At 73.1% G+C, this 22,749-nt stretch carries 14 protein-coding genes and 1 pseudogene; 6 read left to right on the top strand and 9 right to left on the bottom strand.

Annotated elements, in window-relative coordinates:
- Positions 1-35: 35 nt before the first annotated feature.
- The 7 genes and pseudogenes from ABZ321_RS03490 to ABZ321_RS03460 all read right to left on the bottom strand — a co-directional run bounded on the left by ABZ321_RS03490 (position 36) and on the right by ABZ321_RS03460 (position 8,505).
- Positions 36-2,057 (bottom strand): biotin carboxylase N-terminal domain-containing protein, encoded by a 2,022-nt coding sequence (locus tag ABZ321_RS03490; protein WP_354889082.1) that lies wholly within the window; start codon positions 2,055-2,057, stop codon positions 36-38.
- A 14-nt stretch (positions 2,058-2,071) separates the two neighbouring features.
- A complete protein-coding gene (locus ABZ321_RS03485) occupies positions 2,072-3,652 on the bottom strand; it encodes a carboxyl transferase domain-containing protein (protein WP_354889080.1) in 1,581 nt (526 codons plus the stop codon).
- Positions 3,653-3,655: 3 nt separating this feature from the next.
- The gene (locus ABZ321_RS03480) at positions 3,656-4,753 is read right to left on the bottom strand and encodes an acyl-CoA dehydrogenase family protein (RefSeq protein ID WP_354889078.1); all 1,098 of its coding nucleotides are present in this window, start codon (positions 4,751-4,753) and stop codon (positions 3,656-3,658) included.
- Positions 4,750-6,242: pseudogene (locus ABZ321_RS03475) on the bottom strand (acyclic terpene utilization AtuA family protein). Before ABZ321_RS03475 ends, ABZ321_RS03480 begins: the two are co-directional and overlap by 4 nt.
- Before the next feature lie 56 nt (positions 6,243-6,298).
- Positions 6,299-7,096, bottom strand: a complete 798-nt coding sequence (locus tag ABZ321_RS03470; RefSeq protein ID WP_354889076.1) for a TIGR03084 family metal-binding protein — start codon at positions 7,094-7,096, stop codon at positions 6,299-6,301.
- A 1-nt stretch (position 7,097) separates the two neighbouring features.
- Positions 7,098-7,736, bottom strand: coding sequence for a TetR/AcrR family transcriptional regulator (locus tag ABZ321_RS03465; RefSeq protein ID WP_354889074.1), 639 nt, complete (start codon positions 7,734-7,736; stop codon positions 7,098-7,100).
- Positions 7,737-7,827: 91 nt separating this feature from the next.
- Entirely contained in the window at positions 7,828-8,505 is a 678-nt protein-coding gene (locus tag ABZ321_RS03460; RefSeq protein WP_033363643.1) for a Crp/Fnr family transcriptional regulator, read from the bottom strand.
- A gap of 249 nt (positions 8,506-8,754) precedes the next feature.
- Between ABZ321_RS03460 and ABZ321_RS03455 the strand changes: the two genes are divergently transcribed.
- The 5 genes from ABZ321_RS03455 (at position 8,755) to ABZ321_RS03435 (ending at position 14,746) form a co-directional block, all read left to right on the top strand.
- On the top strand, positions 8,755-11,481 hold the full coding sequence (locus ABZ321_RS03455; protein ID WP_354889072.1) for a CapA family protein: 2,727 nt from the start codon (positions 8,755-8,757) through the stop codon (positions 11,479-11,481).
- A 140-nt stretch (positions 11,482-11,621) separates the two neighbouring features.
- Complete coding sequence (nth, locus tag ABZ321_RS03450) at positions 11,622-12,305, top strand: endonuclease III (protein WP_344514193.1); 684 nt, start codon at positions 11,622-11,624, stop codon at positions 12,303-12,305.
- On the top strand, positions 12,302-12,907 hold the full coding sequence (locus tag ABZ321_RS03445) for a TlpA disulfide reductase family protein (protein ID WP_354889070.1): 606 nt from the start codon (positions 12,302-12,304) through the stop codon (positions 12,905-12,907). The genes nth and ABZ321_RS03445 overlap by 4 nt, the downstream gene beginning before the upstream one ends.
- Positions 12,908-12,933: 26 nt before the next feature.
- Entirely contained in the window at positions 12,934-13,557 is a 624-nt protein-coding gene (locus ABZ321_RS03440) for a CoA pyrophosphatase (RefSeq protein ID WP_344514195.1), read from the top strand.
- Between the two features lie 4 nt (positions 13,558-13,561).
- Complete coding sequence (locus ABZ321_RS03435; RefSeq protein ID WP_344514110.1) at positions 13,562-14,746, top strand: MarP family serine protease; 1,185 nt, start codon at positions 13,562-13,564, stop codon at positions 14,744-14,746.
- 152 nt (positions 14,747-14,898) lie between these two features.
- Here the strand turns inward: ABZ321_RS03435 and ABZ321_RS03430 are convergent, their stop codons facing one another.
- Together ABZ321_RS03430 and eccD are read right to left on the bottom strand one after the other, a co-directional pair.
- Entirely contained in the window at positions 14,899-16,236 is a 1,338-nt protein-coding gene (locus ABZ321_RS03430; protein ID WP_354889068.1) for a S8 family serine peptidase, read from the bottom strand.
- Positions 16,237-16,655: 419 nt separating this feature from the next.
- Positions 16,656-17,990, bottom strand: coding sequence for a type VII secretion integral membrane protein EccD (gene eccD / locus ABZ321_RS03425; protein ID WP_354889066.1), 1,335 nt, complete (start codon positions 17,988-17,990; stop codon positions 16,656-16,658).
- A gap of 129 nt (positions 17,991-18,119) precedes the next feature.
- On the opposite strand from eccD, the gene eccCa reads away from it, so the two are divergent.
- The gene (gene eccCa / locus ABZ321_RS03420; RefSeq protein ID WP_354889064.1) at positions 18,120-22,232 is read left to right on the top strand and encodes a type VII secretion protein EccCa; all 4,113 of its coding nucleotides are present in this window, start codon (positions 18,120-18,122) and stop codon (positions 22,230-22,232) included.
- Positions 22,233-22,749 lie beyond the last annotated feature (517 nt).

The following is a 22,749-nucleotide window of genomic DNA, read 5'->3' as shown; positions in this document are numbered from 1 at the left end:
GGGGTGGGCTCCAATCAAAAAAGGCGAAACAAAAGCTAGGCCGGCGACAGCACCGCCAGCAGGGCTCCCGACTCCACCTGCGAGCCGGCCGCGACCCGCAGATCGCTGATGACACCGTCGGTGGGGGCGTGGACGGGGTGTTCGAGCTTCATCGCCTCCACGGTCAGCAGCAGCTCGCCGGCGGCGACCCGCTGGCCGGGCACGACGAGCACGCGGCCGACCGCGCCGGGCAGCGGCGCGATCAGGGAACCTTCGGGCTGCTCGGCGACCGGCAGCGGGTAGCGGGGCAGCTCGGCCAGCGTCACCGAACCCTCGGGACTGTCCACGTAGGACACCGGGCCGACCTCGTGCACGGAGAAGTGCAGCCGCACCCCGGCGACGTCGAGCACGACCTGGTCGCCGGTCGCGGACAGGATCTCGACCGGCGGGTGGTCGGGCGCGCCGGCCGGGTCGAGCGCGGCACCCGGCAGGTCGACGTCGTCGGGGTCGACGCGGCGCACCGCCCAGGCGGCCAGGTCGTTGAGGCGGTCCAGCCGGTAGCCGACCTCGATGACGCCGGTCGGCCCCTCGTACACCACCGACTGCAGCGAGCTCGGGACGTTGCGCCATCCGGAGGGCAGCCCCGGCAGGGTGGCCCGCTTGGCGCGGCGGGCGGCGCCGGACAGCGCGGCGGCGAGGCACGAGAGGCGCACGGCGTCCACCGAGGACAGCAGCGGCACGAAGACCTCGGGGTGCCGGTCGAGGAAGCCGGTGTCGGTGCCGCCGGCCAGGAACGCCGAGTGCCGCAGCACCCGCACCAGCAGGTCCCGGTTGGTGGTGACGCCGTGGAAGCGGGCGCGGGCGAGGGCGTTGGACAGCATCCTGGCGGCCTCGGCGCGGGTCGGCGCCCAGGCGATGAGCTTCGCGAGCATCGGGTCGTAGTGCACGCCGACCACGGAGCCGTCCACGACCCCGGCGTCCAGGCGCAGCCCCGGGGCGGGCAGCGGGCCGAACGCGTGCGCGACGCCCGGCACGTCGAAGCGGTGCAGCGTGCCGGTCGAGGGCATCCACGCGTAGGCGGGGTCCTCGGCGTACAGGCGGACCTCGATCGCGTGCCCCCGCAGCGGCGGCGGGCCGTTGAACGGCAGCGACCCGCCCTCGGCGACGACCAGCTGGAGGCGTACGAGGTCGACGCCGACGACGCACTCGGTGACCGGGTGCTCGACCTGCAGGCGGGTGTTCATCTCCAGGAAGAAGAACTCGCCCGACGGCGCGAGGAGGAACTCGACGGTGCCGGCGCCCACGTAGGACACCGCCCGGGCGGCGGCGATCGCCGCCTGGCAGAGCCGGTCCCGCAGCTGCGGGTCGACGGCCGGCGACGGCGTCTCCTCGACGATCTTCTGGTGCCGGCGCTGGATGGAGCACTCGCGCTCGCCGAGCGTCACGACGTTGCCGTGCGAGTCGGCCATGATCTGGACCTCGATGTGGCGGGCCCGTTCGATGTACCGCTCGCAGAACACCGTCCCGTCGCCGAACGCCGACGCCGCCTCGCGCCGCGCGGCCGCGACCGCCTCCGCGAGCGACTCGCGGTCCCGCACGATGCGCATGCCCCGGCCGCCGCCGCCCGCGGACGCCTTCACCAGGACCGGGAACGTCTCCACCTGCTCGGGCTCGAGCGCGGTCGGCAGCATCGGCACGCCCACGTCGGCGAGCAGCGCCTTCGCCTCGATCTTCGAGCCCATGAGCGCGATCGCCTTCGGCGACGGCCCGACCCAGGTGAGCCCGGCGTCGATGACGGCCCGCGCGAACTCGGCGTTCTCCGACAGGAAGCCGTAGCCGGGGTGCACCGCGTCGGCGCCGCACTTGCGGGCCGCCGCGATGAGCAGGTCGCCGCGCAGGTAGGTGGCGGCCGGAGCGTTGCCCGGCAGGTGGACGGCGTAGTCGGCCTCGGCGACGTGCGGCGCGTCGGCGTCGGAGTCGGAGTAGACGGCGACCGTCTCGACGCCCATCGCCCGGCAGGTGGCGAACACCCGCCGGGCGATCTCGCCGCGGTTGGCGACAAGTAGCCTGCGAATCACGGCTGGTCCTTTGCTTAGAGGCGGAAGACGCCGAAGTTGGGGTTCTGGTCACCTGAACGGACGAGTGCCAGGCACATGCCGAGCACGGTGCGGGTGTCGCGCGGGTCGATGACGCCGTCGTCGTACAGGCGGCCGGACAGGAACAGGGCGGCCGACTCCTGCTCGACCTTGTGCTCCACCATGAACCGCATGGTGCGGTCCTGCTCCTCGTCGTAGGCGTGGCCCTTGGCCTCCGCGGCCTGCCGGGCGACGATCGACAGCACCCCGGCGAGCTGCTGCGGGCCCATGACGGCCGACTTGGCGTTGGGCCAGGTGAAGAGGAACCGCGGCTCGAAGGCGCGGCCGCACATGCCGTAGTTGCCGGCGCCGTAGGACGCGCCGATGTTGACCGTCAGGTGCGGGACCCTGGAGTTCGCCACCGCGTTGATCATGAGCGCGCCGTGCTTGATGATGCCGCCCTGCTCGTATTCGCTGCCCACCATGTACCCGGTGGTGTTCTGCAGGAAGAGCAGCGGCGTGCCGGCGGCGTTGGCGAGCTGGATGAACTGGGCCGCCTTCTGCGCCTCGGCGGAGAAGAGCACGCCGCGGACGTTGGCGAGGACGCCGATGCGGTGGCCGTGGATGGCGCCCCAGCCGGTGCACAGGGCCTGCCCGTAGGCGGGCTTGAACTCGTCGAACTCGCTGCCGTCGAGGATCCGCGCGAGGATCTCGCGGGGGTCGAAGGGGACGCGGAGATCGGCGCTCGGGATGCCCAGGAGGTCATCGGCGTCGAACTTGGGCTCGGCGCCGTAGCTCCGGCCGACGGAATGCCCGAAATTGCGGACGACGCCCCGGGTGAGGCGGAGCGCGTCGCGCTCGTCCTCCGCGATGTAGTCGGCCAGGCCGGAGCGGGAGGCGTGCATCGCGGCGCCGCCGAGCGTCTCGTCGTCGACGGTCTCGCCGGTGGCCATCTTCACCAGCGGCGGGCCGGCGAGGAACACCTTCGCCCGGTCCCGCACGAAGATCGTGTAGTCCGACATGCCGGGCACGTACGCGCCGCCGGCCGTCGCGTTGCCGAACACCACCGCGACCGTCGGGATGCCCGCCGCCGACAGCCGGGTCAGGTCGCGGAACGCCGCACCGCCCGGGATGAAGATCTCCGCCTGCTGGGGCAGGTCCGCGCCGCCGGACTCGACCAGGTTGATCATCGGCAGCCGGTTCTCGCGGGCGATCTGCCCCGCCCGCTGGGTCTTCTTCAGCGAGAACGGGTTGACCGCCCCGCCGCGGACCGTGGGGTCGTTCGCCACGATCACGCACGGCGTGCCCTCGACGATGCCGATGCCGGTGACGACGCTCGCCCCGACCGGGTAGTCGGTGCCCCACGCGGCGACCGGGCAGATCTCCAGGAACGGCGAGTCGCGGTCGACCAGCAGCTCGATCCGCTCGCGGGGCAGCAGCTTGCCGCGGGCGTGGTGCCTGGTCACGTACTTCTCGCCGCCCCCGCCGCGGGCCTGCCGCAGCGCCGAGTCCAGCTCGGTCAGCCGCTCCAGCATCGCCTCCCGGTTGTCCAGGTAGGCGGCCCCGCGCGGGTCCAGCGCACTGGTCAGGATCGGCATGCCTCAGACCCCCAACTGCTTCGCGATGATCTCGTTCATGATCTCCGTGGTCCCGCCGCCGATGCCCATGATCCGAGCGTCCCGGTAATGGCGCTCGACCTCGGCGTCGCGCAGATACCCGAGGCCACCGTGCAGCTGCATGGCCTGGTCGACGACGTGGTCGCAGGCCGCGACCGCCGTGTTCTTCGCCATCGCCACCTCCGTAACGAGTTGATCGCCGCTTGCGACACGCAGCGCGGTGTGTCGCACGTAGGTGCGGGCGACGTCGACCTGCCGGGCCATCTCGGCGAGCCGGTGCCTGACCAGCTGCCGGCTGGCGAGCGGCCGCCCGAACGTGTGCCGGTCGCGGACCCAGGCGAGCGTCAGGTCGAGGCACCGCTGCGCGGTCGCGTAGCACTGCACGGCGAGGGACAGCCGCTCGGCGGCGAAGTGCGCCAGCAGCGTCTGGATGCCGCCGACGTCGTGGCTCCTCGGCACCCGCACGTCCACGAAGGACAGCTCGGCGGTGTCCGAGCAGTGCCAGCCCATCTTCTCCAGTCGTCTGGTGACGGTGAAGCCTTCCGCCACGACCAGCCGCACGCCGTCCTCGGTCCGCACCGCCGTGGTGGCGAAGTCGGCCCTGGCGCCGCTGGTGATGAAGAGTTTCGTGCCGTTCACGGTGTACGAGTCGCCGTCGGCCTTCGCGGTGGTGCGGATCCCGGCGACGTCGGATCCGCCGTCCGGCTCGGTGATCGCCAGGCAGCCGATGCGCTCGCCGCGCAGGGTGGGCCGCACATACCTGTCGATGAGGTCGGCGTCGCCGCTCGCGACGATGTGCGGCAGCGCGATCCCGTGGGTGAACAGGGCCGCGATCAGCCCCGACGAGCCACCCGACTGGATGATCTCCTCGGTGACCACGATCGAGTCGAGCAGGTCGCCGCCCTCGCCGCCGACCTCCTCCGGGAACGCGATCCCGAGCAGGCCCAGCTCGGCGGCCTTGCGGTGCAGGTCGCGCGGCACCTCGCCGGCCCGCTCCCACGCGTCGAGGTGCGGCACGATCTCGTTGCGGGTGAATTTCCGCACAAGGTCCCGCAGCTCCGGCTTCGCGAACGCGTCGATCATGGCAGCAGCTCGTCGGGGATGTCGACGACCCTCGATCGCAGCCACTCGCCGAGGGCCTTGCCCTGCGGGTCGAAGCGGGTGCTGGCCGCGACCCCGTCGCCGAGGATGCCGCGCACGACGAAGTTGAGCGCGCGGAGGTTCGGCAGCTCATACCGGCTGACGTCGCGCACCTCCGGCAGCAGCGTCTTGAGCAGGTCCTCGGTGAGCGTGGCCCGCAGCCACGCGTACGCCTCGTCGGAGCGTGCCCAGACGCCGATGTTGGCGTCGCCGCCCTTGTCGCCGGACCTGGCCCCGAACAGCGTCCCCAGTGGCACTCTCATCGGACCTCCACCGTGCTGCCGTCAGGGAGGACCGCGACGTGCGGGACCTCGCCGCGCGGTACCGAACCCGCTGAGAACACTCCGAAGGGCGTGGCGTCGCCAGGTGGGCCGGTCAGCGTGAGGCCGGGATAGGAGGCCAGGGCCAGCTCGACGGCCGCCTGCGAGAAGGCCCGGCCGGCCGCCTTCTGGTCGGTGCTCTTGATGTGCACGGCCAGCAGCGCGCTCGCCCGCTGCTCGTCGTCGGCGTCGGGGTGGTCCGTGCGGGCCAGCGTGAACTCCATCGGGTGGTCCAGCCTGCGCCGCAGCTGCCGCTCGACGAGGGCGGCCTTCTCCTCGATCCGCAGTCCACACAGGACGAACGTCATGCTGTTGCGGAAGCCGCCGAGGGCGATGGTGCCGACCTTCAGCGTGTCCGGCGGGGGGCTGCCCTTGACCCCGGTGACCTCGACCCGGTCCTGTCCGAGCTGGGTGAGCCGGATCGTGTCGAAGTGGGTGGTGACGTCCGGGCCGAGGTACTCGGGGGCGCCGATCTCGTACAGCAGCTGCGCGGTGACCGTGTCGACCGTGACGGCGCCGCCGGTGCCGGGGTGCTTGGTGATGACCGACGACCCGTCCCCGTGCAGCTCGGCGATCGGGAAGCCGGCGTGGTCGAGGTCGGGGATCTCGGTGAAGAACGAGTAGTTGCCGCCGGTCGCCTGGGCGCCGCACTCGAGGATGTGGCCGGCGACGGTGGCGCCGGCGAGGGCGTCGAGGTCGCCGGGGGTCCAGCCGTAGCGGGCGATGCCGGGGCCGACGACCAGGGACGCGTCGGTGACCCGGCCGGTGACGACGACGTCCGCACCGGCCTTGAGGCACTCGGCGATGCCGAACGCGCCGAGGTACGCGTTGGCGTTGGGCGCGATGGCGTCGCCCTCGACGTGCGCGACCTTGACGCCCGGCGCGACGGCCTCGATCGCCTTCCGCAGGCCGGCCGGGTTGAGGCCGCCGGCGTTCGTGACGATCTTCGTGCCCTGGTCGCGGGCGGTCTGCAGGAAGCCTTCCAGCTGCCTGAGGAACGTCTTGGCGTAGCCGGTGCCCGGGTCCTTCATGCGGTCCTTGGCCAGGATCAGCATGGTCAGCTCGGCGAGATAGTCGCCGGTGAGCACGTCGAGCGGGCCGCCGTCGAGCATCTCCTGCCAGGCCGTGGCGCGGTCGCCGTAGAACCCCGAGGCGTTGCCGACGCGGATCACTGCCGCGGCTCCCGCTTCTGCCCGGGCGGCCCGGCGAACGCCTGGGCGAGCGTCATCCACTCCCGCGCCTCGTCGCCGGTGGCCAGCAGCCCGAGGTCGGCCGGGTTTCTGCGCTGGGTGACCAGCAGGCAGAAGTCCAGGACCGGGCCGGCGACCCGGTTCGGCGCGTCCTCGGGTCCGAACGTCCACAGTGCGCCGTCCACGGTGGACAGCTCGACCCGGAACGGGCCCGCCGGCGCGCTACGGCCGTGGCTGAGGAAGCTGTGCCCGATCGTGCGGAAGCCGAGGTTGGCCACGTGCCGCAGGCGGTCCGTCGGGCGGCGGTGCTCCTGGGCGTCGGGCCGCTCCGGGAACGTCTCGGCCACGTCCTGGCCGTGCGCCCACGTCTCCATCATCCGGCCGGTCGCGCTCGACAGCGGCGACATCGCGGTGCCGAACCACGGCAGCTTCTCGTCCTTGGGTTTACCGGTCAGCGCCTTCGCCAGCGTGTCGCGGCCGTCGCGCCAGCGGCGCAGCAGCTCCTCGGGCGGGGCGATGTGCTCGGCCGCCGCGCGGTCCACCATCGTGAACGGGTCCTCGATCGCGCTCATCCGCTCGACGAACGCCGCCGGGTCGGTCGCCGCGAGGGTCGCCACCGTGTCGGTCCAGTGCAGGTGCGCGATCTGGTGCGCGACCGTCCACCCTTGCGCGGGGGTCGGCCGGCTCCAGTCCTTGTCGTCCAGCGCCGACACGAGGCGGTCGAGCGATGCCGACTCCGCCTCCAGGTCTTGCAGGACGTCGTCCAACGTCACCATCTCAGGTCCCCAGGATCGTCGTGAGCTGCACTTTCCACGCCGCGAGCAGCTGGCCGCGGCGGTGACTGTCGTCGGTGAGCAGGTTGGCCACGCCGAGGCCGCGCAGCAGGTCGAGGGTCGCCTGCACCGCCTCGCGGACGCCCGGGCGGCGCTCGTCGGCCCCGAGCAGCTCGACCGTCAGGCGGTGCATCTCGCGGCCCACCCGCGCCTCCAGGGGCACCAGCGCGTCGCGGAGGTCGGCGTCGGTGCGGGCGGCGACCCACACCTCGAGGGCGGCGACGAACAGCGGACCGGTGAACGCGGCCGCCAGCATGTCCAGGACCTTGTCGAGCCGCTCGTCGCGGTCGCCGGTGAGCGCGGCCGCCTCGGTGCGGATCTCCTCGGCCCGCCGCTCGGCGAGATGCGTGACGGCGGCGAGCACCAGGGCGGCGCGGGTCGGGTAGTGGTGCAGCTGGGCGCCGCGGGAGACGCCGGCGCGCTCGGCGATGACCGTGGTCGTGGCGCCCGACCAGCCGTGCAGGACCAGGCAGTCGACGGTCGCCTCCAGCAGGCGCTGCTGGGTGGCGCGGCTGCGCTCCTGCTGCGGGGCTCGGGTTGCGCTCACACCTTCGAGGTTGGCCCGTTCAAAACAAACAGTCAAGCCTGACTTTTTTGACCGCAAGCAAAAAGGCACGCGGCGGCGTGCCTTTTTGGGGTGTCTGTTCTATTCCTCTGTTCTGTTCCTCTGTGCCTCAGACGCGGGCGCGGCGGGCCAGGCGCTCGGGGTCCATGATGATGACGCTCTTGCCGTCGAGGCGGAGCCAGCCGCGGGAGGCGAAGTCGGCGAGGGCCTTGTTGACCGTCTCGCGCGAGGCGCCGACGAGCTGCGCCATCTCCTCCTGGGTCAGGTCGTGGTTGACCCGCAGGACGCCGCCGTCGCGGGTGCCGAAGCGGCCCGCCATCTGCAGCAGCGTCTTGGCGACCCGGCCCGGCACGTCGGTGAAGATCAGGTCGGCGAGGGCGTCGTTGGTGCGGCGCAGCCTCCTGGCCAGCACGCGCAGCAGCTGCTCGGCGATCTCCGGCCGGTTGGTCAGCCAGGGCCGCAGCGCCTGCTTGCGCAGCCGGGCCAGCCGCGTGTCGAGCACCGCCGTGGCGGTCGCGGTGCGCGGCCCCGGGTCGAAGAGCGACAGCTCGCCGACCATGTCGCTCGGGCCCATCACGGCGATCAGGTTCTGCCGGCCGTCCGCGGCGCGGCGACCCACCTTGATCTTTCCGGACAGCACGATGTACAGGCTGTCGCCCGGCTCGCCCTCACTGAACACGATCTCGCCCTTGCGGACGTCGATCGTCTCCATCTCCTTGGCGAGGGATTCGGCAGCCTCGGGCTCGACGCCCTGGAAAATGCCGCTGCGCGCCAGTACCTCGTCCATCGCGTCCACCTCGAATCCGTCGGCGCGTCGCTCGCCATGAGCAATCACGCGAACGTCAGTTTATGCACACGGGGTCGTCTCCCGGGCGTCGGGCAGGATGATCACAATACATGCCGACCTGCGGGCGCGCCCCTTCTCGACGGTACCGGTGACGCAGCGGAACCGGACGGTCACGAGGTCGCGGGGGTGCGATATGTTCGCCGCGGGGCGAGTGGACCCCACCGGTTTCAGCTGTGGGGTGGGAAGCGCATGACGGTGTACGGCGGATCGCCCTCCCGTTGGCCCGACGATCGCGAGCAGCCTCCACAGGACCAACCGCCCGGCCGCGACGAAGGTTACGGCCCGCCCGGCCCGGATCCGCGCGCCGGAGACTGGGCCGCCGAGCCCGGGACCGCGGCGTGGGGCGCCGACGCCGGTGCCGCCGTCTGGGGCGGTGACGGCCGTGGCGCCGATCCCGCGACGGCCGCCTGGCGCGCCGACACCCGCCCCGACCCCCGTTCCGGCGACCCCCGTTCTGGCGATCGCCGTCCGGGCGACTCCCGTGCTGGCGATCCTCGCCCCGGCGACCCGCAGGGCGGCGAGCTGCGCGGCGGCGACTTCCGGGCGACGCAGCCGCCCGGCAGCGCGTGGGCGCCCGACGACGACCGCGGCCCGCAGCCGACCTCCGGCCCTGCCTTCGGCGGGGGTGCGCAGGGCACCTCCCAGGTCCGGGGGAGCGCTTCGCCGGCCGGACCGCTGTTCGACCCGTCCGGCCCGCCGCGGGGTGCCGCGCCGGCCGGCTATGACGGCCCGCCCCCGATGCGGGGCTCGGCCGCGCCGCCGCCCCCGCCGTTCGACGCGGGCCTTCCGGCGCGGGGCAGCGCCCAGCCGACCGGCTCCCTGTTCGACCCGGGTGCGCAGGCCACCGGCCAGGTCCGGGGGAGCGCACAGCCGTCCGGGTCCATGTTCGAGACCGGTGGGCAGCCCACCGGCCAGGTCCGCGGCGGCGCGCAGCCGTCGGGCTCCATGTTCGAGACCGGCGGGCAGCCGACGGGGCAGGTCCGGGGGAGCGCTTCGCCGGCCGGACCGCTGTTCGACCCGGGCGCGCCGGCCACGGGCCAGGTCCGCGGCAGCGCCAGGCCGGTGAGTGGCACGTATGGCGCCGCCGCCGTCCCCGGCGCCGAGCCGACCGGCACGTTCCGCGACGCGGACCCGCAGGCCACCGGCGCGTTCCGGGAGGCCCGCCCGCCCGCGACGGGGACCTTCCGCGACGCGGACCCGCAGGCCGCCGGCACCTTCCGCGACGGCGACCCGCAGGCCACCGGCTCGTTCCGTGACGGCCGGCCACCCGCGACCGGCACGTTCCGCGACGCGGACCCGCAGGCCACCGGCGCGTTCCGGGAAGGCCGGCCGCCGGCGACGGGGACGTTCCGCGACGGCGACCCGCAGGGTGGCGCGCTGCGGGATGTGCCGCCGTCGGGGCCGCTCAGGGATCCGCACCCGCAGGCCACGGGCACGTTCCGCGACGCCGGGCTGCGGGCCTCGGGCGGTGCGGTGAGCGGTCCGTTGTACGGCGAAGGAACCGCGTACGGCGAAGGACCCAGCTACAACGACGGCCCCTCCGGCCGGGGCTTCGGCACCGGGCAGTCCTCGGGGCCGGTCTACGGCGCCCAGCCGGCCGGGCCGGTCTACAACGCCACGCGGGCGCCGGACCCGGGGGCGACCCGCGGGCCGGACGACCTGTTCGCGGCGCAGGCGTACCAGCCCGAGGAGCGGGCCGGGCGGCGGAAGCTGCCGCTGCCCGGGGAGGCGCCGCCGGAGAAGAGCGGGGGCGGCCGCCGGACGGCGATCATCCTGGGCGTGCTCGCGGCGCTGGTGATCGGGGCCGGGACGGCGGGCGCGGCGACGTTCCTGGGCGGTGACGACCCGGAGCCGACCAAGAGCCAGCCGGCGGTCGCGCAGCCGGGCGGCCAGGCGAGCACGCCGGGCGGCGGCACGTCCGCGCCCGCGGCGGGCGGGGCGGCCGGGCAGGAGGTCACGATGACCGCCACCGGCGACATCGTGATGGGCATGGCGCCGGGCGGGCTGCCGCCCAACAACGGCAAGGGGTTCTTCGACCCGGTCAAGGAGTTCCTGACCGCGGACTTCCAGATGGGCAACCTGGAGCAGGTGCTGACCGAGGACACGGGTGTCGGCAAGTGCTCCGCGGAGTCGGCCGGCAAGACGTGTTTCGCGTTCCGGACGCCGCCCGGCTACGTCAGCAACCTCAAGGACGCCGGGTTCCACATGATGACCATGGCGAACAACCACGCCTACGACTTCGGTGAGGTCGGGTACAAGAACTCGCAGAAGGCCCTCGACGGCGCCGGGATCAAGTACACCGGATGGCCGGGGATGATCTCGGTCGGCGAGGCGAAGGGCGTGAAGATCGCGGTCGTCGGGTTCGCGTCATACAAGTGGTCGAACCTGTGCAGCGACCTCGGTGCGGCGGAGACGATCATCAAGGAGGCCGCGACCAAGGCCGACCTGGTCGTCGTCCAGGTCCACCAGGGCGCGGAAGGCTCCGACAAGACGCACACCAAGCCCGGCACGGAGTTCTTCCTCGGGGAGAACCGGTGCGACACAATCGCGTTCGCGCACAAGGTGATCGACGCCGGCGCCGACCTGGTCGTCGGGCACGGGCCGCACGTCATGCGGGCGATGGAGTTCTACAAGGGCCGGCTGATCGCGTACAGCCTCGGCAACTTCGCCGGCTACAAGGCGCTGAGCTACAACGGCACCGTCGGCATCGGCGGGGTGCTCAAGGTGACGATGACCGGCGACGGCACCTTCAAGAGCGGATCGCTGACCGCGACGTACATGGTGGCGCCGGGCCTGCCGAAGCCGGACCCGAAGAAGCAGGCGATCCCGTTCGTCTCCAACCTGACGAAGCAGGACTTCCCGTCCACGGGGGCGAAGATCGCCGCCGACGGGACCATCACCCAGCCGAGCGGCTGACCCATCGTCCGGCGGGGCCGGCGGCTGACGCTGGGCAGGCCGGCTCCGCGCGGTGACGCTGAGCCGGTCGCCGCCGGGCGGCGACGTAGAGTCGGAGCGTGACTGAGACTGCGCTGGGGCTGAAGCGGCGTGCGCGCAGGATGGGGCGGGCACTCGCGGAGATCCATCCCGACGCGCACTGCGAGCTGGATTTCAGCACCCCGCTGGAGCTCGCCGTCGCCACGATCCTGTCCGCGCAGACCACCGACGTGCGGGTCAACCAGGTGACCCCGAAGCTGTTCGCGCGCTACCCGGACGCCGCCGCGTACGCGGCCGCCGACCGGATCGAGATGCAGGAAATGCTCGTGCCGCTCGGGTTCTTCCGCAACAAGACCGACTCGCTGATGAAGCTGGGGCAGGCGCTGATCGATCGGCACGACGGGCAGGTGCCCGGCACGCTCGACGCGCTCGTCGCGCTGCCCGGGATCGGGCGCAAGACCGCCAACGTGATCCTCGGCAACGCGTTCGGTGTGCCCGGCATCACCGTCGACACGCACTTCCAGCGGCTCACCCAGCGCTGGCACTGGACCACGGAGACCGACCCGGTGAAGATCGAGCACGTGGTCGGGGCGCTGATCGAGCGCCGCGACTGGACCATGCTGTCGCACCGGGTGATCTTCCACGGGCGCCGGGTCTGTCATGCCCGCAAACCGGCGTGCGGTGCCTGCACGTTGCGGCGCGACTGCCCCTCGTACGGGATAGGCGAAACGAACCTCGAAGCGGCGATCGGCCTGTTGAAGGGGCCACGGGTCGCCGAGCTGACCGAGCTGGCGCTCGCCTCATGAAGCGCCTGCTCACCGGGCTGGTCGTGGCCGCCCTGTTCGCCCTGTCCGGCTGCACCGGCGACGCACCGGCAGCCGACGACGGAGCCGCCGCCGCACCGGCCGGCCCGCCGTGCCTGACCCCCGTCGAGTCGCCCGCCGCCGCCTCGAAAGACGGCAAGCCGCTGCCCGCGATGGCCGTGAAGTGCTTCGACGGCGGTCGCTACGTCGACGCGGCGCTGCTCGGCAACGCGCCGACGATCATCAACCTGTGGGGGTCGTACTGCGAGCCCTGCCGCACGGAGCTGCCCGCGTTCCAGCGGTTCGTGACGGCGGCCGGCGGCAAGGTCCGGGTCGTCGGCGTGGTCGTCAAGGACTCGCGGAGCGCCGCGCAGTCGGTGATCGATGACAAGAAGCTGACATTCCCGATGCTGGAGGACCGCGACCAGCAGTTCTCGATCGCGTTGAGCCAGGCGGTGGGCAAACCCGTCTCCAGCGCGCTGCCGGCCACGCTGTTCGTCGCGCCGGGGGGACGGATCGTCCACACGTACCAGGGGGAAGCCCTCGACGAGGAGAAGATCCGCGCCCTCACGGCCGGGTATCTGGGGATTGAGGTGCCCGCGTGAGTGACCGTCCCGACTGGCTCCAACCCCTGCTCGACCGCCTCCGGGACACCTCGGCGAGCGACTTCACGCGGCTGCCGACCCCCGACGGCGAGGGGCCGCGGCAGAGCGCGGTGCTGGTGCTCTTCGGCGAGCAGGAGGAGAGCGGCCCCGACATCCTGATGCTGCAGCGGGCCGCCACGATGCGGAACCATGCCGGCCAGCCCGCGTTCCCGGGCGGCGCGGTCGACCCGACCGACGCCGACACGATCGCGTGCGCGCTGCGCGAGGCGGAGGAGGAGGTCGGGCTCGACCCGGCGAGCGTCGAGGTGATCACGACCCTGCCGACCCTGTGGATCCCGGTGAGCAACTTCCTCGTCACGCCGGTCGTCGCGTGGTGGCGCTCGCCACATCTCGTCGGACCCGCCGATCCGGCCGAGGTGGCCCGGGTCGAGCGCCTGCCGATCCGTGACCTGGTCGACCCGGCGAACCGTCTCCGGGTGCGTCACCCGAGCGGCTGGATCGGTCCGGCGTTTCGGATCCACGACATGTTGGTGTGGGGATTCACCGCCGGCGTGGTCTCCACGCTGCTGGAACTCGGCGGATGGGCGGTGGAGTGGCCGACAGACCGGGTTGAGGAACTGCCGACACCTGGTGCCGCCCCCGTAGGCTGAATGCGTGTCTGGCAGCGTGATCGATATCGTCCTTGTGCTCCTCGTGGTGATGTTCGCCGTCAACGGCTACCGCCAGGGGTTCCTCGTTGGTCTGCTGTCCTTCGCCGGGTTCTTCGGCGGCGCGCTGCTCGGACTGCGCATCGGGCCACTCGTGGCCGAACACTTCGATGACGACCCGATCCGGGTCGTCATCTCGTTGGCGGCGGTCTTCGGGCTCGCGGTCGCCGGTCAGGCCCTCGCCAGCTTCGTCGGCAACCGGCTGCGCACGGCGATCGTCAACCGCACCGCGCAGGGCCTCGACAACGCCGGCGGCGCGGTCGTCTCCGTCATCGCCGTCCTCGTCGTGGTCTGGCTCGTCGCCGCGCCCCTGAGCCAGTCGTCGCTGCCGTGGCTGGCCCGCTCGGTGAGCAACTCGTTCATCCTCAACGGCGTCGACAAGCTCATGCCTTCGGAGGCCGACAAGCTGTCCGAGGCGCTGCGCGACACGGTCGACACGCGCGGCTTCCCCGACGTGTTCGACGGCCTCTCGCCCACCCGCGTCCGCGAGGTCGAGGCGCCCGACCCGAAGCTCGCCGGCTCCGAGCTGGTGAAGAAGTCGGAGCGCTCCGTCGTCAAGGTCCGCGGCGTCGCGCAGAGCTGCTCCCGCCGCATCGAGGGCTCCGGCTTCGTCTACGCCACCGACCGCGTCATGACCAACGCCCACGTCGTCGCGGGCACGAAGTCCACCACGGTCGAGGTCAACGGCTCGCAGAAGAAGGCCGTCGTCGTCGCGTACGACCCCGACCGCGACCTCGCCGTCCTCTACGTCAAGGGGCTGAACGCCCCGATCATGCCGTTCGCCACGAAGAAGGCCGAGACCAACGCCGACGCCATCGTGATCGGCTACCCGCTGGACGGCCCGTACAACGCCCAGTCCGCCCGCATCCGCGAGCACCGCAACATCACCGGCCCCGACATCTACGAGGACGGCAAGGTCACCCGCGAGATCTACACGATCCGCGCCCTGGTCCGCAGCGGCAACTCCGGCGGCCCGCTCGTCTCCCCCGACGGCACCGTCCTGGGCGTCATCTTCGCCGCCGCCGCCGACGACCAGAACACGGGCTTCGCCATCACCGCCGATGAGGCAGCGGCCGTCGCCGACGCCGGCAAGACCCACACCGACCCGACAGGCACAGGCAAGTGCGCTTGATGCCTTTTCGCCTCCGGTACGGCACTGCCGCCGGGGGTCTTTCGGCTCGCTGATGTTTGTTTGTGGTCCGCTGGTGGCCGCGTGTCCTACGGCTCCGATGGCTGCTCCGGGCTGCTCCGGGCTGCTCTGGGCTACTCCGGTGTGCTCCGGTGTCAGAAGCGCTTGGCGTGCCTGGCTCTGTGATGGAGCACGACTCCGGCGGCGCCGGCGGCGAGGATCAGCAGCATCGCCAACAGTCCGACGGTGATGCTCGACCCGACCGGCACGCTCCTGTCTGCCACCTGCCGGGCCCGGGCCAGGCCGGCCGCCTCGCTGGCCGGCAGCGGCGCGGCGCCGCCCTCCTGCGGCACCTCGATGGCCTCTTCCCTCGGCGTCGCCCCGCTCTGAGCAGGCTTCCCGGCCTCGCCCTTCGGCGGTGCCACGGTCAGCGGGTTCGCGACCACCTCGGCCACCGGCTCCCGCAGCGCCGCCAGCGGATCGACCTCGCCGAACCCGAACTCGTCGTCCCGCCCCGCCGGCCCCAGATCCTTCGCCGTGCCGATCAACCGGTTGATCACGTTCGCGGCGCTCATCGTCGGATACTTCGCCCTGACCAGCGACGCCGTCGCAGCCACCAGCGGCGCGGCGAAGCTGGTGCCCTGCACCTGCCAGTACCCGCCACCGGGCCTGGCGCCGGTGAGATTGTCAGCGGGCGCGGTCAGCACCGTCTCCGGCCCCGTCAACGAGCCTGTCCACAACCCGCCCGCCCCGCCCGCCGCACCGCCGGCGCTGTCACTGGCGGTCGTGCTCGGCGCCGGCTTCGCGCTCGGCTGCGCCGCGCCTCCGCCGCTCAGCCCGGCCACGGCGACGACGCCGGGCTCGCGGGCCGGATACCAGACCTCGTGGATCGACGGGTCCGTCGCCACGTTGCCCGTGCAGGCCACGACGACGACGTCGTGCGCCGCCGCGTACCGCAGCGCCTCGGCGATCTCGTCGCTGCGCAGCGCGCCGCCGAGCGACAGGTTGAGCACCTTCGCCCCGTGGTCGACCGCCCACCGCACACCCTTGGCGACGACCGCTGGGTCGTCGTACTTGTTCGACCTGTCCAGCACCCGCACCGGCAGGATCTTCGCCCCCGGCGCGACGCCGGCCACTCCGCTGTTGTCGTCGGCCCGCCCCGCGATCAACCCCGCGACCGTCGTGCCGTGCCCGACCGGATCGACCCGCCCGTCACCGCCGTCGACGAGATCCACGCCCGGCAGCACCTGCCCCGCGAGATCGGGATGCTTCGCGTCGACCCCGCTGTCGAGCACCGCCACGATCACCCCGCTGCCCGTCGACACCTTCCACGCATCCTTGGCGTCGAGCGCGTTGAGCTGCCACTGCGCCGACCTGGTCTGGTCGGCCCCGGCCGGCTGCGCCGCGACCAGGCACACCAGCAGCGCGAAGACCGCCGTAACAAGGCCACGGGCGGCGGCGCGGAAGAGGGAAACAGGTGCGATGCCACCCATTCTGGACCGCGCCGGCAGGCTCTGTCAGCCATCCTGACCGTCCCGCCAGATTCTTAACCAGCCGCTAAACGTCCCCCAAGAACCAACCCCGATCCGATGCGAGCTCACGTCAAGCCCTCTTTGAGCCGACGAGTCCCCTACGTCGATGGCCGCACAGACCCGGATGCATCCTCATGCCAGCCAGCTCGTACAGGTCGGTGCGTTCTCATGTCGTCGACCCGGACCCGCCCAGGTGCGCCCTTCCTGGTGCGTCCTCCCCTTCAGCCCGTCAGCGGCCTGTCAGCGGCCCCTTCACCGGCCCGCGTGCCGGTCGGTGCGTCCTCACCGTCAGTGGTCCGCGTACTGGCTGGTGCGTCAGCAGCCCGCGTACCGGCCGGTGCGCCCTCTCGCGTCAGCGGCCCCGTACAGGGCGATGCGTCTTACCGGAGGAGGCCATAGAGACCCAGGACGGCGCAGGCCAGCGGGATCGCCGACACCAGGCAGAGGACGTCGAGGATGTCGGCGGCGCGGCCCGCGTACGGCGACAACGGCCGCAACGCCGCACGCGCTCCCACCAGCGCGGTGCCCAGCGCCGCCGCCGCGATCAGCGACGTCAGCACCGCCCCCGGCGGAGCGGACAGGGCGAGCGCGACCAGGGCGCACCCGCCCGCCGCGAGTAACGGCACACGGTGGCGCACCGTGACGAACATCCGGGCGCGCAGCACCAGCGCCACGCCGGCGACCGCGACCAGCACCAGGCCGGACACATCGCGGGAGTGGGTGAGCACGGCGGCGGCGACGCCCGCGACGAGGGCCGAGCCCAGCAGCATGCCGGTGAGCATCTCGTCGGTGCGGGCGACGGCCGCGAAGACGCGGTCGCGGTCCGGTGGCGTGCCGAGGCCCGCGCCGGTCGCGGTGAGGTCGCCGGGCAGGGCGACGACCGGCATGGGCAGCTTGCCCAGCCTGATGGCGAGCAGCGGAGTGCCCGCGACGCCGGCCACGACGACCGCGAGGACGACGGCGGCCGCCGCGGCCGGGCGCAGCTGCACGGCCAGGAACGCGCCCCCGGCGCCGAGCAGCGCGGCGGTCGCCGCGGCGACGAAGAGCCGGAGCAGGTGCGCGACGCCGGCGCCGGCGAGCAGCGAGATGACGAGGAGTGCCGTGGAGGCCAGCAGGACGCGTCCGGCGGCGTCGGTGAGCGGCGGGACGCTGAGCCAGCCGAACGCGGCCGCGAACGGCAGCCCGGACGCGGCCACGACCGCGCCGGTCAGGGCGTCGCCATAGGCCCTGGACGCGACGGTGCCGGTGAGGACGAGGACCAGCGCAGCGACCGCCGCGACCAGCGCCAGATCGCCGCGGACCGTGGCGACGAGGACGACGGCCAGGCCGGCGCCGGCGGCGGTGAGCGCGGCGGCCCGTGTCGCGGCCGGGCTCCAGGCGACGCCCTGGCGACGGGCGCCGGCGGCGATCGCGTCGACCACGTCGTCGAACTCGGGATCGGGCCAGCTCGACCGGGCCGGGACCAGGTGCAGGACGGCGCCGTCGCGGACCTCCTGACCGGCCAGGCCGGTGGTGGTGGACAGTGCGGTGCCGTCGCCGCGGCGCAGGAGCCACCCGCCGTGCCGCTCGCCGTCGTCGGCGAGGCCGACCCCCGCGTGCTGCAGCAACTCGGGCAGCAGCTCGGCCAGCGGGACGCCGTCGGGCAGCGCGACGTCGACGCGCCGCTGGGGCGAGTTGATCGTCACGCGGGCCAGGCCAGGGGATGCTGCGGGCATGCCTCAGGGGTACCACGATCGATGCCGCGATGGCGCCCCGCGACCTCGGATCGCACGTTGTGTGACTGAGATGTAACTCTCGATGCAACCTCGTCCCACGCCGCTCGTGCAGGTCTTACAGTGCCTGGCGTGAGCACGATCGTCGTCAATCGGTTGCCTCGGCGCCCCGCGCCCGAGATCCCGAGCGGTGAGCTGGTTGTCCAGGCGCCGCCCGAGATCCCGCCGGCGCCGCCGTCGCGCTGGCAGCAGATGGTCCAGGTGGTGCCCATGTTGACCGGCACGCTGGCGACCGCGCTGCTGTTCGCCGGGCGTGACGGCGGCACCTACTCCTACGTGATCGGGGCGGTCTTCGGCTTCTCGACGCTGGGCATGCTGCTGACCTCGGCCGGCGCGGGCAGCGGGCCCAAGAAGGCGCAGATGATGGCGGCGCGTCGTGACTATCTGCGCCACCTCGCGTCGCTGCGGCGACAGGTCCGCGACACGGCGGAGAAGCAGCGCACGGGCCTGCACTACCGGCATCCCGATCCGGGTTCGCTGTGGTCGACGGTGGACAGTTTCCGGCTTTGGGAGCGCCGCCCGGCCGACGGTGACTTCGCGGTCGTGCGCGTGGCGGTCGGCCCGCAGACCCTGGCCACGCCGCTGCACCCGCCCCTGACCGGGCCGCTGGAGGATCTGGAGCCGCTGACGGCCGGGGCGCTGCGCCGCTTCCTCGACGCCTGCTCGGTGGTGCCGGACCTGCCGGTCGCGATCTCGCTGCGCAGCTTCGCCCGCATCCATCTGAGCGCAGAGGCTCCCGATGAGGCGTCAGCAGCGTTGGTACGGGCCGTGCTGGCGCAACTGGTCGTCTTCCACGCGCCGGAGGACCTGCTGGTGGCGGTGTGCGCCGCGACCGACCGCCGGGAGCGGTGGGAGTGGACGAAGTGGTTGCCGCACGCGATGCACCCGACCCGCACCGACGCGGTCGGGCCGGTCCGGCTCGTCGCGGACTCCGCCGTCGAGCTGGAGAGCCTTCTCGACGACCTGCTCGCCAACCGGGGAAGGTTCGCGCCCGACCGGGCGGCGGCGCAGCGCTCGTCGCCGCACATCGTCGTCGTGCTCGACGGCGGGGACCTGGTCGGCAGCGCCCACCTCGGCACCGACGGCGGCGTCGACGGGGTCACCCTGATCGACCTGGGCGGCGCGCCGGCGCGGCTGCCCGATCGGACCGCGATCGTGCTCGACCCGTCCGGCGGCCGGCTGGTGACGACGTCGGTGCCGACCGGCGGCGACCCCGTGGTGCCGGGCGAGTCCATCGGCGTGCCCGACCAGCTCACCACCGCCGAGGTCGAAGCGATCGCCCGCCGGTTGGCTCCGTTGCGGTTGGCGGTCGCTGGTCGTACCGACGAGGAAAACGCCAGAGGGGACACCGGTGCCGACCTGGCGGCGATGCTGGCGCTGGACGACCCGTGGTCGCTCGACGTGGCGAGGGCGTGGGCGCCGCGCCCGCACCGGGACCGGCTGCGGGTGCCGATCGGGGTGGGGCCGCAGGGGCAGCCGGTGGAGCTCGACCTGAAGGAGTCCGCGCAGGACGGGATGGGGCCGCACGGGCTGCTCATCGGCGCGACCGGGTCCGGCAAGTCGGAGCTGCTGCGCACGCTGGTGCTGGGCCTGGCCGCGACGCACTCGTCGGAGACGCTCAACTTCGTGCTGATCGACTTCAAGGGCGGCGCGACGTTCGCGCGGCTGGACCGCCTGCCGCACGTCGCCGCGTTCATCACCAATCTGGAGGCGGAGCTGCCGCTGGTCGACCGCATGACCGACGCGATCAACGGCGAGGTCGTGCGGCGGCAGGAGGTGCTGCGGCGCGCGGGTGACTACGACTCGCTCCGCGACTACGAGCGCGCCCGCGCCGGTGGGGCGCCGCTCGCGCCGCTGCCGAGCCTGCTGGTGATCTGCGACGAGTTCAGCGAGCTGTTGGAGGCGAAGCCCGAGTTCATCGACCTGTTCGTGCAGATCGGGCGGGTCGGCAGGTCGCTGGGCGTGCACCTGCTGCTGGCGTCGCAGCGGCTCGAGGAGGGGCGGCTGCGCGGGCTCGACACGCACCTTTCGTATCGGATCGGGCTGCGGACGTTCTCGTCGCTGGAGTCGCGCACGGTGCTCGGCGTCCCCGACGCGTATGAGCTGCCGCGATCGCCCGGGCACGGCTACCTGAAGGCCGGCACCGAGCCGCTGGCCAGGTTCAAGACGGCGTACGTGTCGGGCGCGCACCGGCGGCGCCGCAGGCCGGGTGCCGACGGCGACGGACGGCGGGTCACGGCGTATGACACGCGGTTCGTGCCGCCGCCGGTCGCGCGGCCCGACGCGACCGACGAGCCGGCCGCCACCTCCAGCCTGCTCGAGATCCTCGTCGACCGGCTGGTCGGGCAGGGCGTCCCCGCGCACCAGGTGTGGCTGCCGCCGCTCAACGCGTCGCCGCCGCTGGACGAGCTGCTGGGCCCGGTCGCACCCGAGCCGGGGCGCGGGCTGACGGTCACCGACCCCCGGCTGCGCGGGGCGTTGCAGGTGCCGGTCGCGGTCGTCGACAAGCCGCTGGTGCAGCGCCGCGAGGTGCTGTGGCTCAACCTCGACAGCGCCAACGGGCACGTGGCGGTCGTCGGCGGCACGCAGAGCGGCAAGTCGGTGGCGCTGCGCACGCTGATCGCGGCGCTCGCGCTGACCCACACGCCGGTCGAGGTCCAGGTGTACTGCCTCGACTTCGGCGGCGGGCAGCTGCTCGGGCTCCGCGACCTCCCGCACGTCGGTGGGGTCGCGGGCCGGCTCGACCCGGCCGCGGTCCGCCGCACCGTCGGCGAGGTCGCCGCGCTGCTCACCGATCGGGAGCGGCGGTTCGCGGAGGCCGGCATCGACAGCATGGCCACGTATCGCCGCCACCGGGCCGGCGTCGCGCCCGGTGGCCCGCCGGCCGACGTCTCGTCAGGCGAACTCTCGTCAGGCGAACTCTCGTCAGGCGAACTCTCGTCAGGCGAACTCTCGTCAGGCGAACTCTCGTCAGGCGAACTCTGGTCGGGTGCACCTTCGGCCGGCGACGTTCCGTCAGGCGATGGGCTGTGGGGCGACGACCCGTGGGGTGACGTGTTCCTGGTGATCGACGGGTGGGCGACCGTCCGCGGCGAGTACGAGGACCTTGAGGGCACGATCACCGACATCGCGACCCGTGGCCTCTCGTACGGCATCCATCTGGCCGCGTCCGCATCACGGTGGATGGACTTCCGGCCGGCGCTGCGGGACCTGCTCGGCTCCCGGATCGAGCTGCGCCTCGGCGACGACAGCGACTCGCACGCCTCGCGCAAGGCCGCGGCGAACGTGCCGAAGGAGTCGCCCGGCCGGGGCGTCACCGTCGACGGGCTGCACCTGCTGGTCGCGCTGCCCTCACTGACCGGCGGCGACCAGGCCGGGCTGGTCAGGGCGGTCGCGGCGGCATGGGACGGGCCGCCGGCGCCGCGCGTGCGGCTGCTGCCGAGCCTGGTGCCGCACGCGGCGATGACGGCCGCCGCCGAGCCCGGCCAGCCGCTGGACCTGCCGGTCGGCATCGCCGAGTCGGACCTGCGCCCGGCGCTGGTCGACTTCGGCGCGGAGCCGCACCTGCTGGTGTTCGGCGACGCCGGGTCGGGCAAGTCGACGCTGCTGCGCGGGCTGGCCACGACGATCACCGAGCGGTTCACGCCCGAGGAGGCGCGGATCGTGCTCGTCGACCACCGGCGCAGCCTGCTCGGCGCGGTGAGCACCGAGCACCTCATCGGCGACGGCACCGGCGGGCAGGAGACCGAGGAGCTGATCGCCTCGGTCGCGTCGTACATGCAGCGGCGGCTGCCCGGCCCCGGCGTGACCCAGGAGCAGCTGCGCAGCCGCGGCTGGTGGGCCGGGCCGGAGTGTTTCGTGCTGGTCGACGACTACGACCTGGTCGCCGTCGGGTCGGGCAATCCGATCGAGCCGTTGCTGCCGTACCTCGCCCAGGCCCGCGACATCGGTCTGCACCTGGTCGTGGCCCGGCGCAGCGGCGGCGCCGCACGGGCCCTGTTCGAGCCGGTGCTGCAGCGGTTGCGGGAGCTCTCGTCGCCGGGGCTGCTGCTGTCCGGGGACCGGGAGGAGGGGGCGCTGCTCGGCAACCTCCGTCCCGGCCCGCTGCCGCCCGGACGGGGGTGGTTGGTCACCCGCCGCGACGGCGCGCGTCTGGTGCAGGTCGCGCATGTCGAGACTGACTGAACTTCGGGCGTCGCCGCGGCTGAGTTCCGCGTCGAGGCCGGCTGAGCTTCGGACCTCAGCGCGGGCTGAGTTCCGCGGGTCGGCACGGGCCGAGCTCCGGACATCACCGCGGGGCTGTGGTTCGCGTCGAGACCGGCTGACCTTCGGGCGTCGACGCGGGGCGCGGGCCGAGGTCCGCCTCGACGCGGGGGCTGAGGTCCGCGTCGAGGCGGCTGGGCCTCGGGTGTCGACGCGGGCTGAGTTCGCGCGTCGGCACGGGTTGGGGTCCGCATGGATGCGGGTCGAGTGCGCCGGCCTGGTCGTCGAGGCTGCCCTGGCGTCGACGTTCGTGGCGCGTCGACGGGGTTGGCGCCGGGTGTCGGCGCGGCCTCGGTTTCCGTGCGTCGACACGGGTCGTGGTTCCGTGTCGACGCGGGGCCTGTCTCGATGCGGGAGCTGAGCTCGCCCGTCAGGGCACGCTCAGGTCCGCTCGTGGACGTGGGCTGGGGTTTCGCCCCTCGACGCGGGCGGAGTTCCG

The sequence above is a fragment of the Dactylosporangium sp. NPDC006015 genome (assembly GCF_040614215.1).
Taxonomy (GTDB): domain Bacteria; phylum Actinomycetota; class Actinomycetes; order Mycobacteriales; family Micromonosporaceae; genus Dactylosporangium; species Dactylosporangium maewongense.
This window is presented reverse-complemented; position numbering and strand designations above follow the sequence as displayed.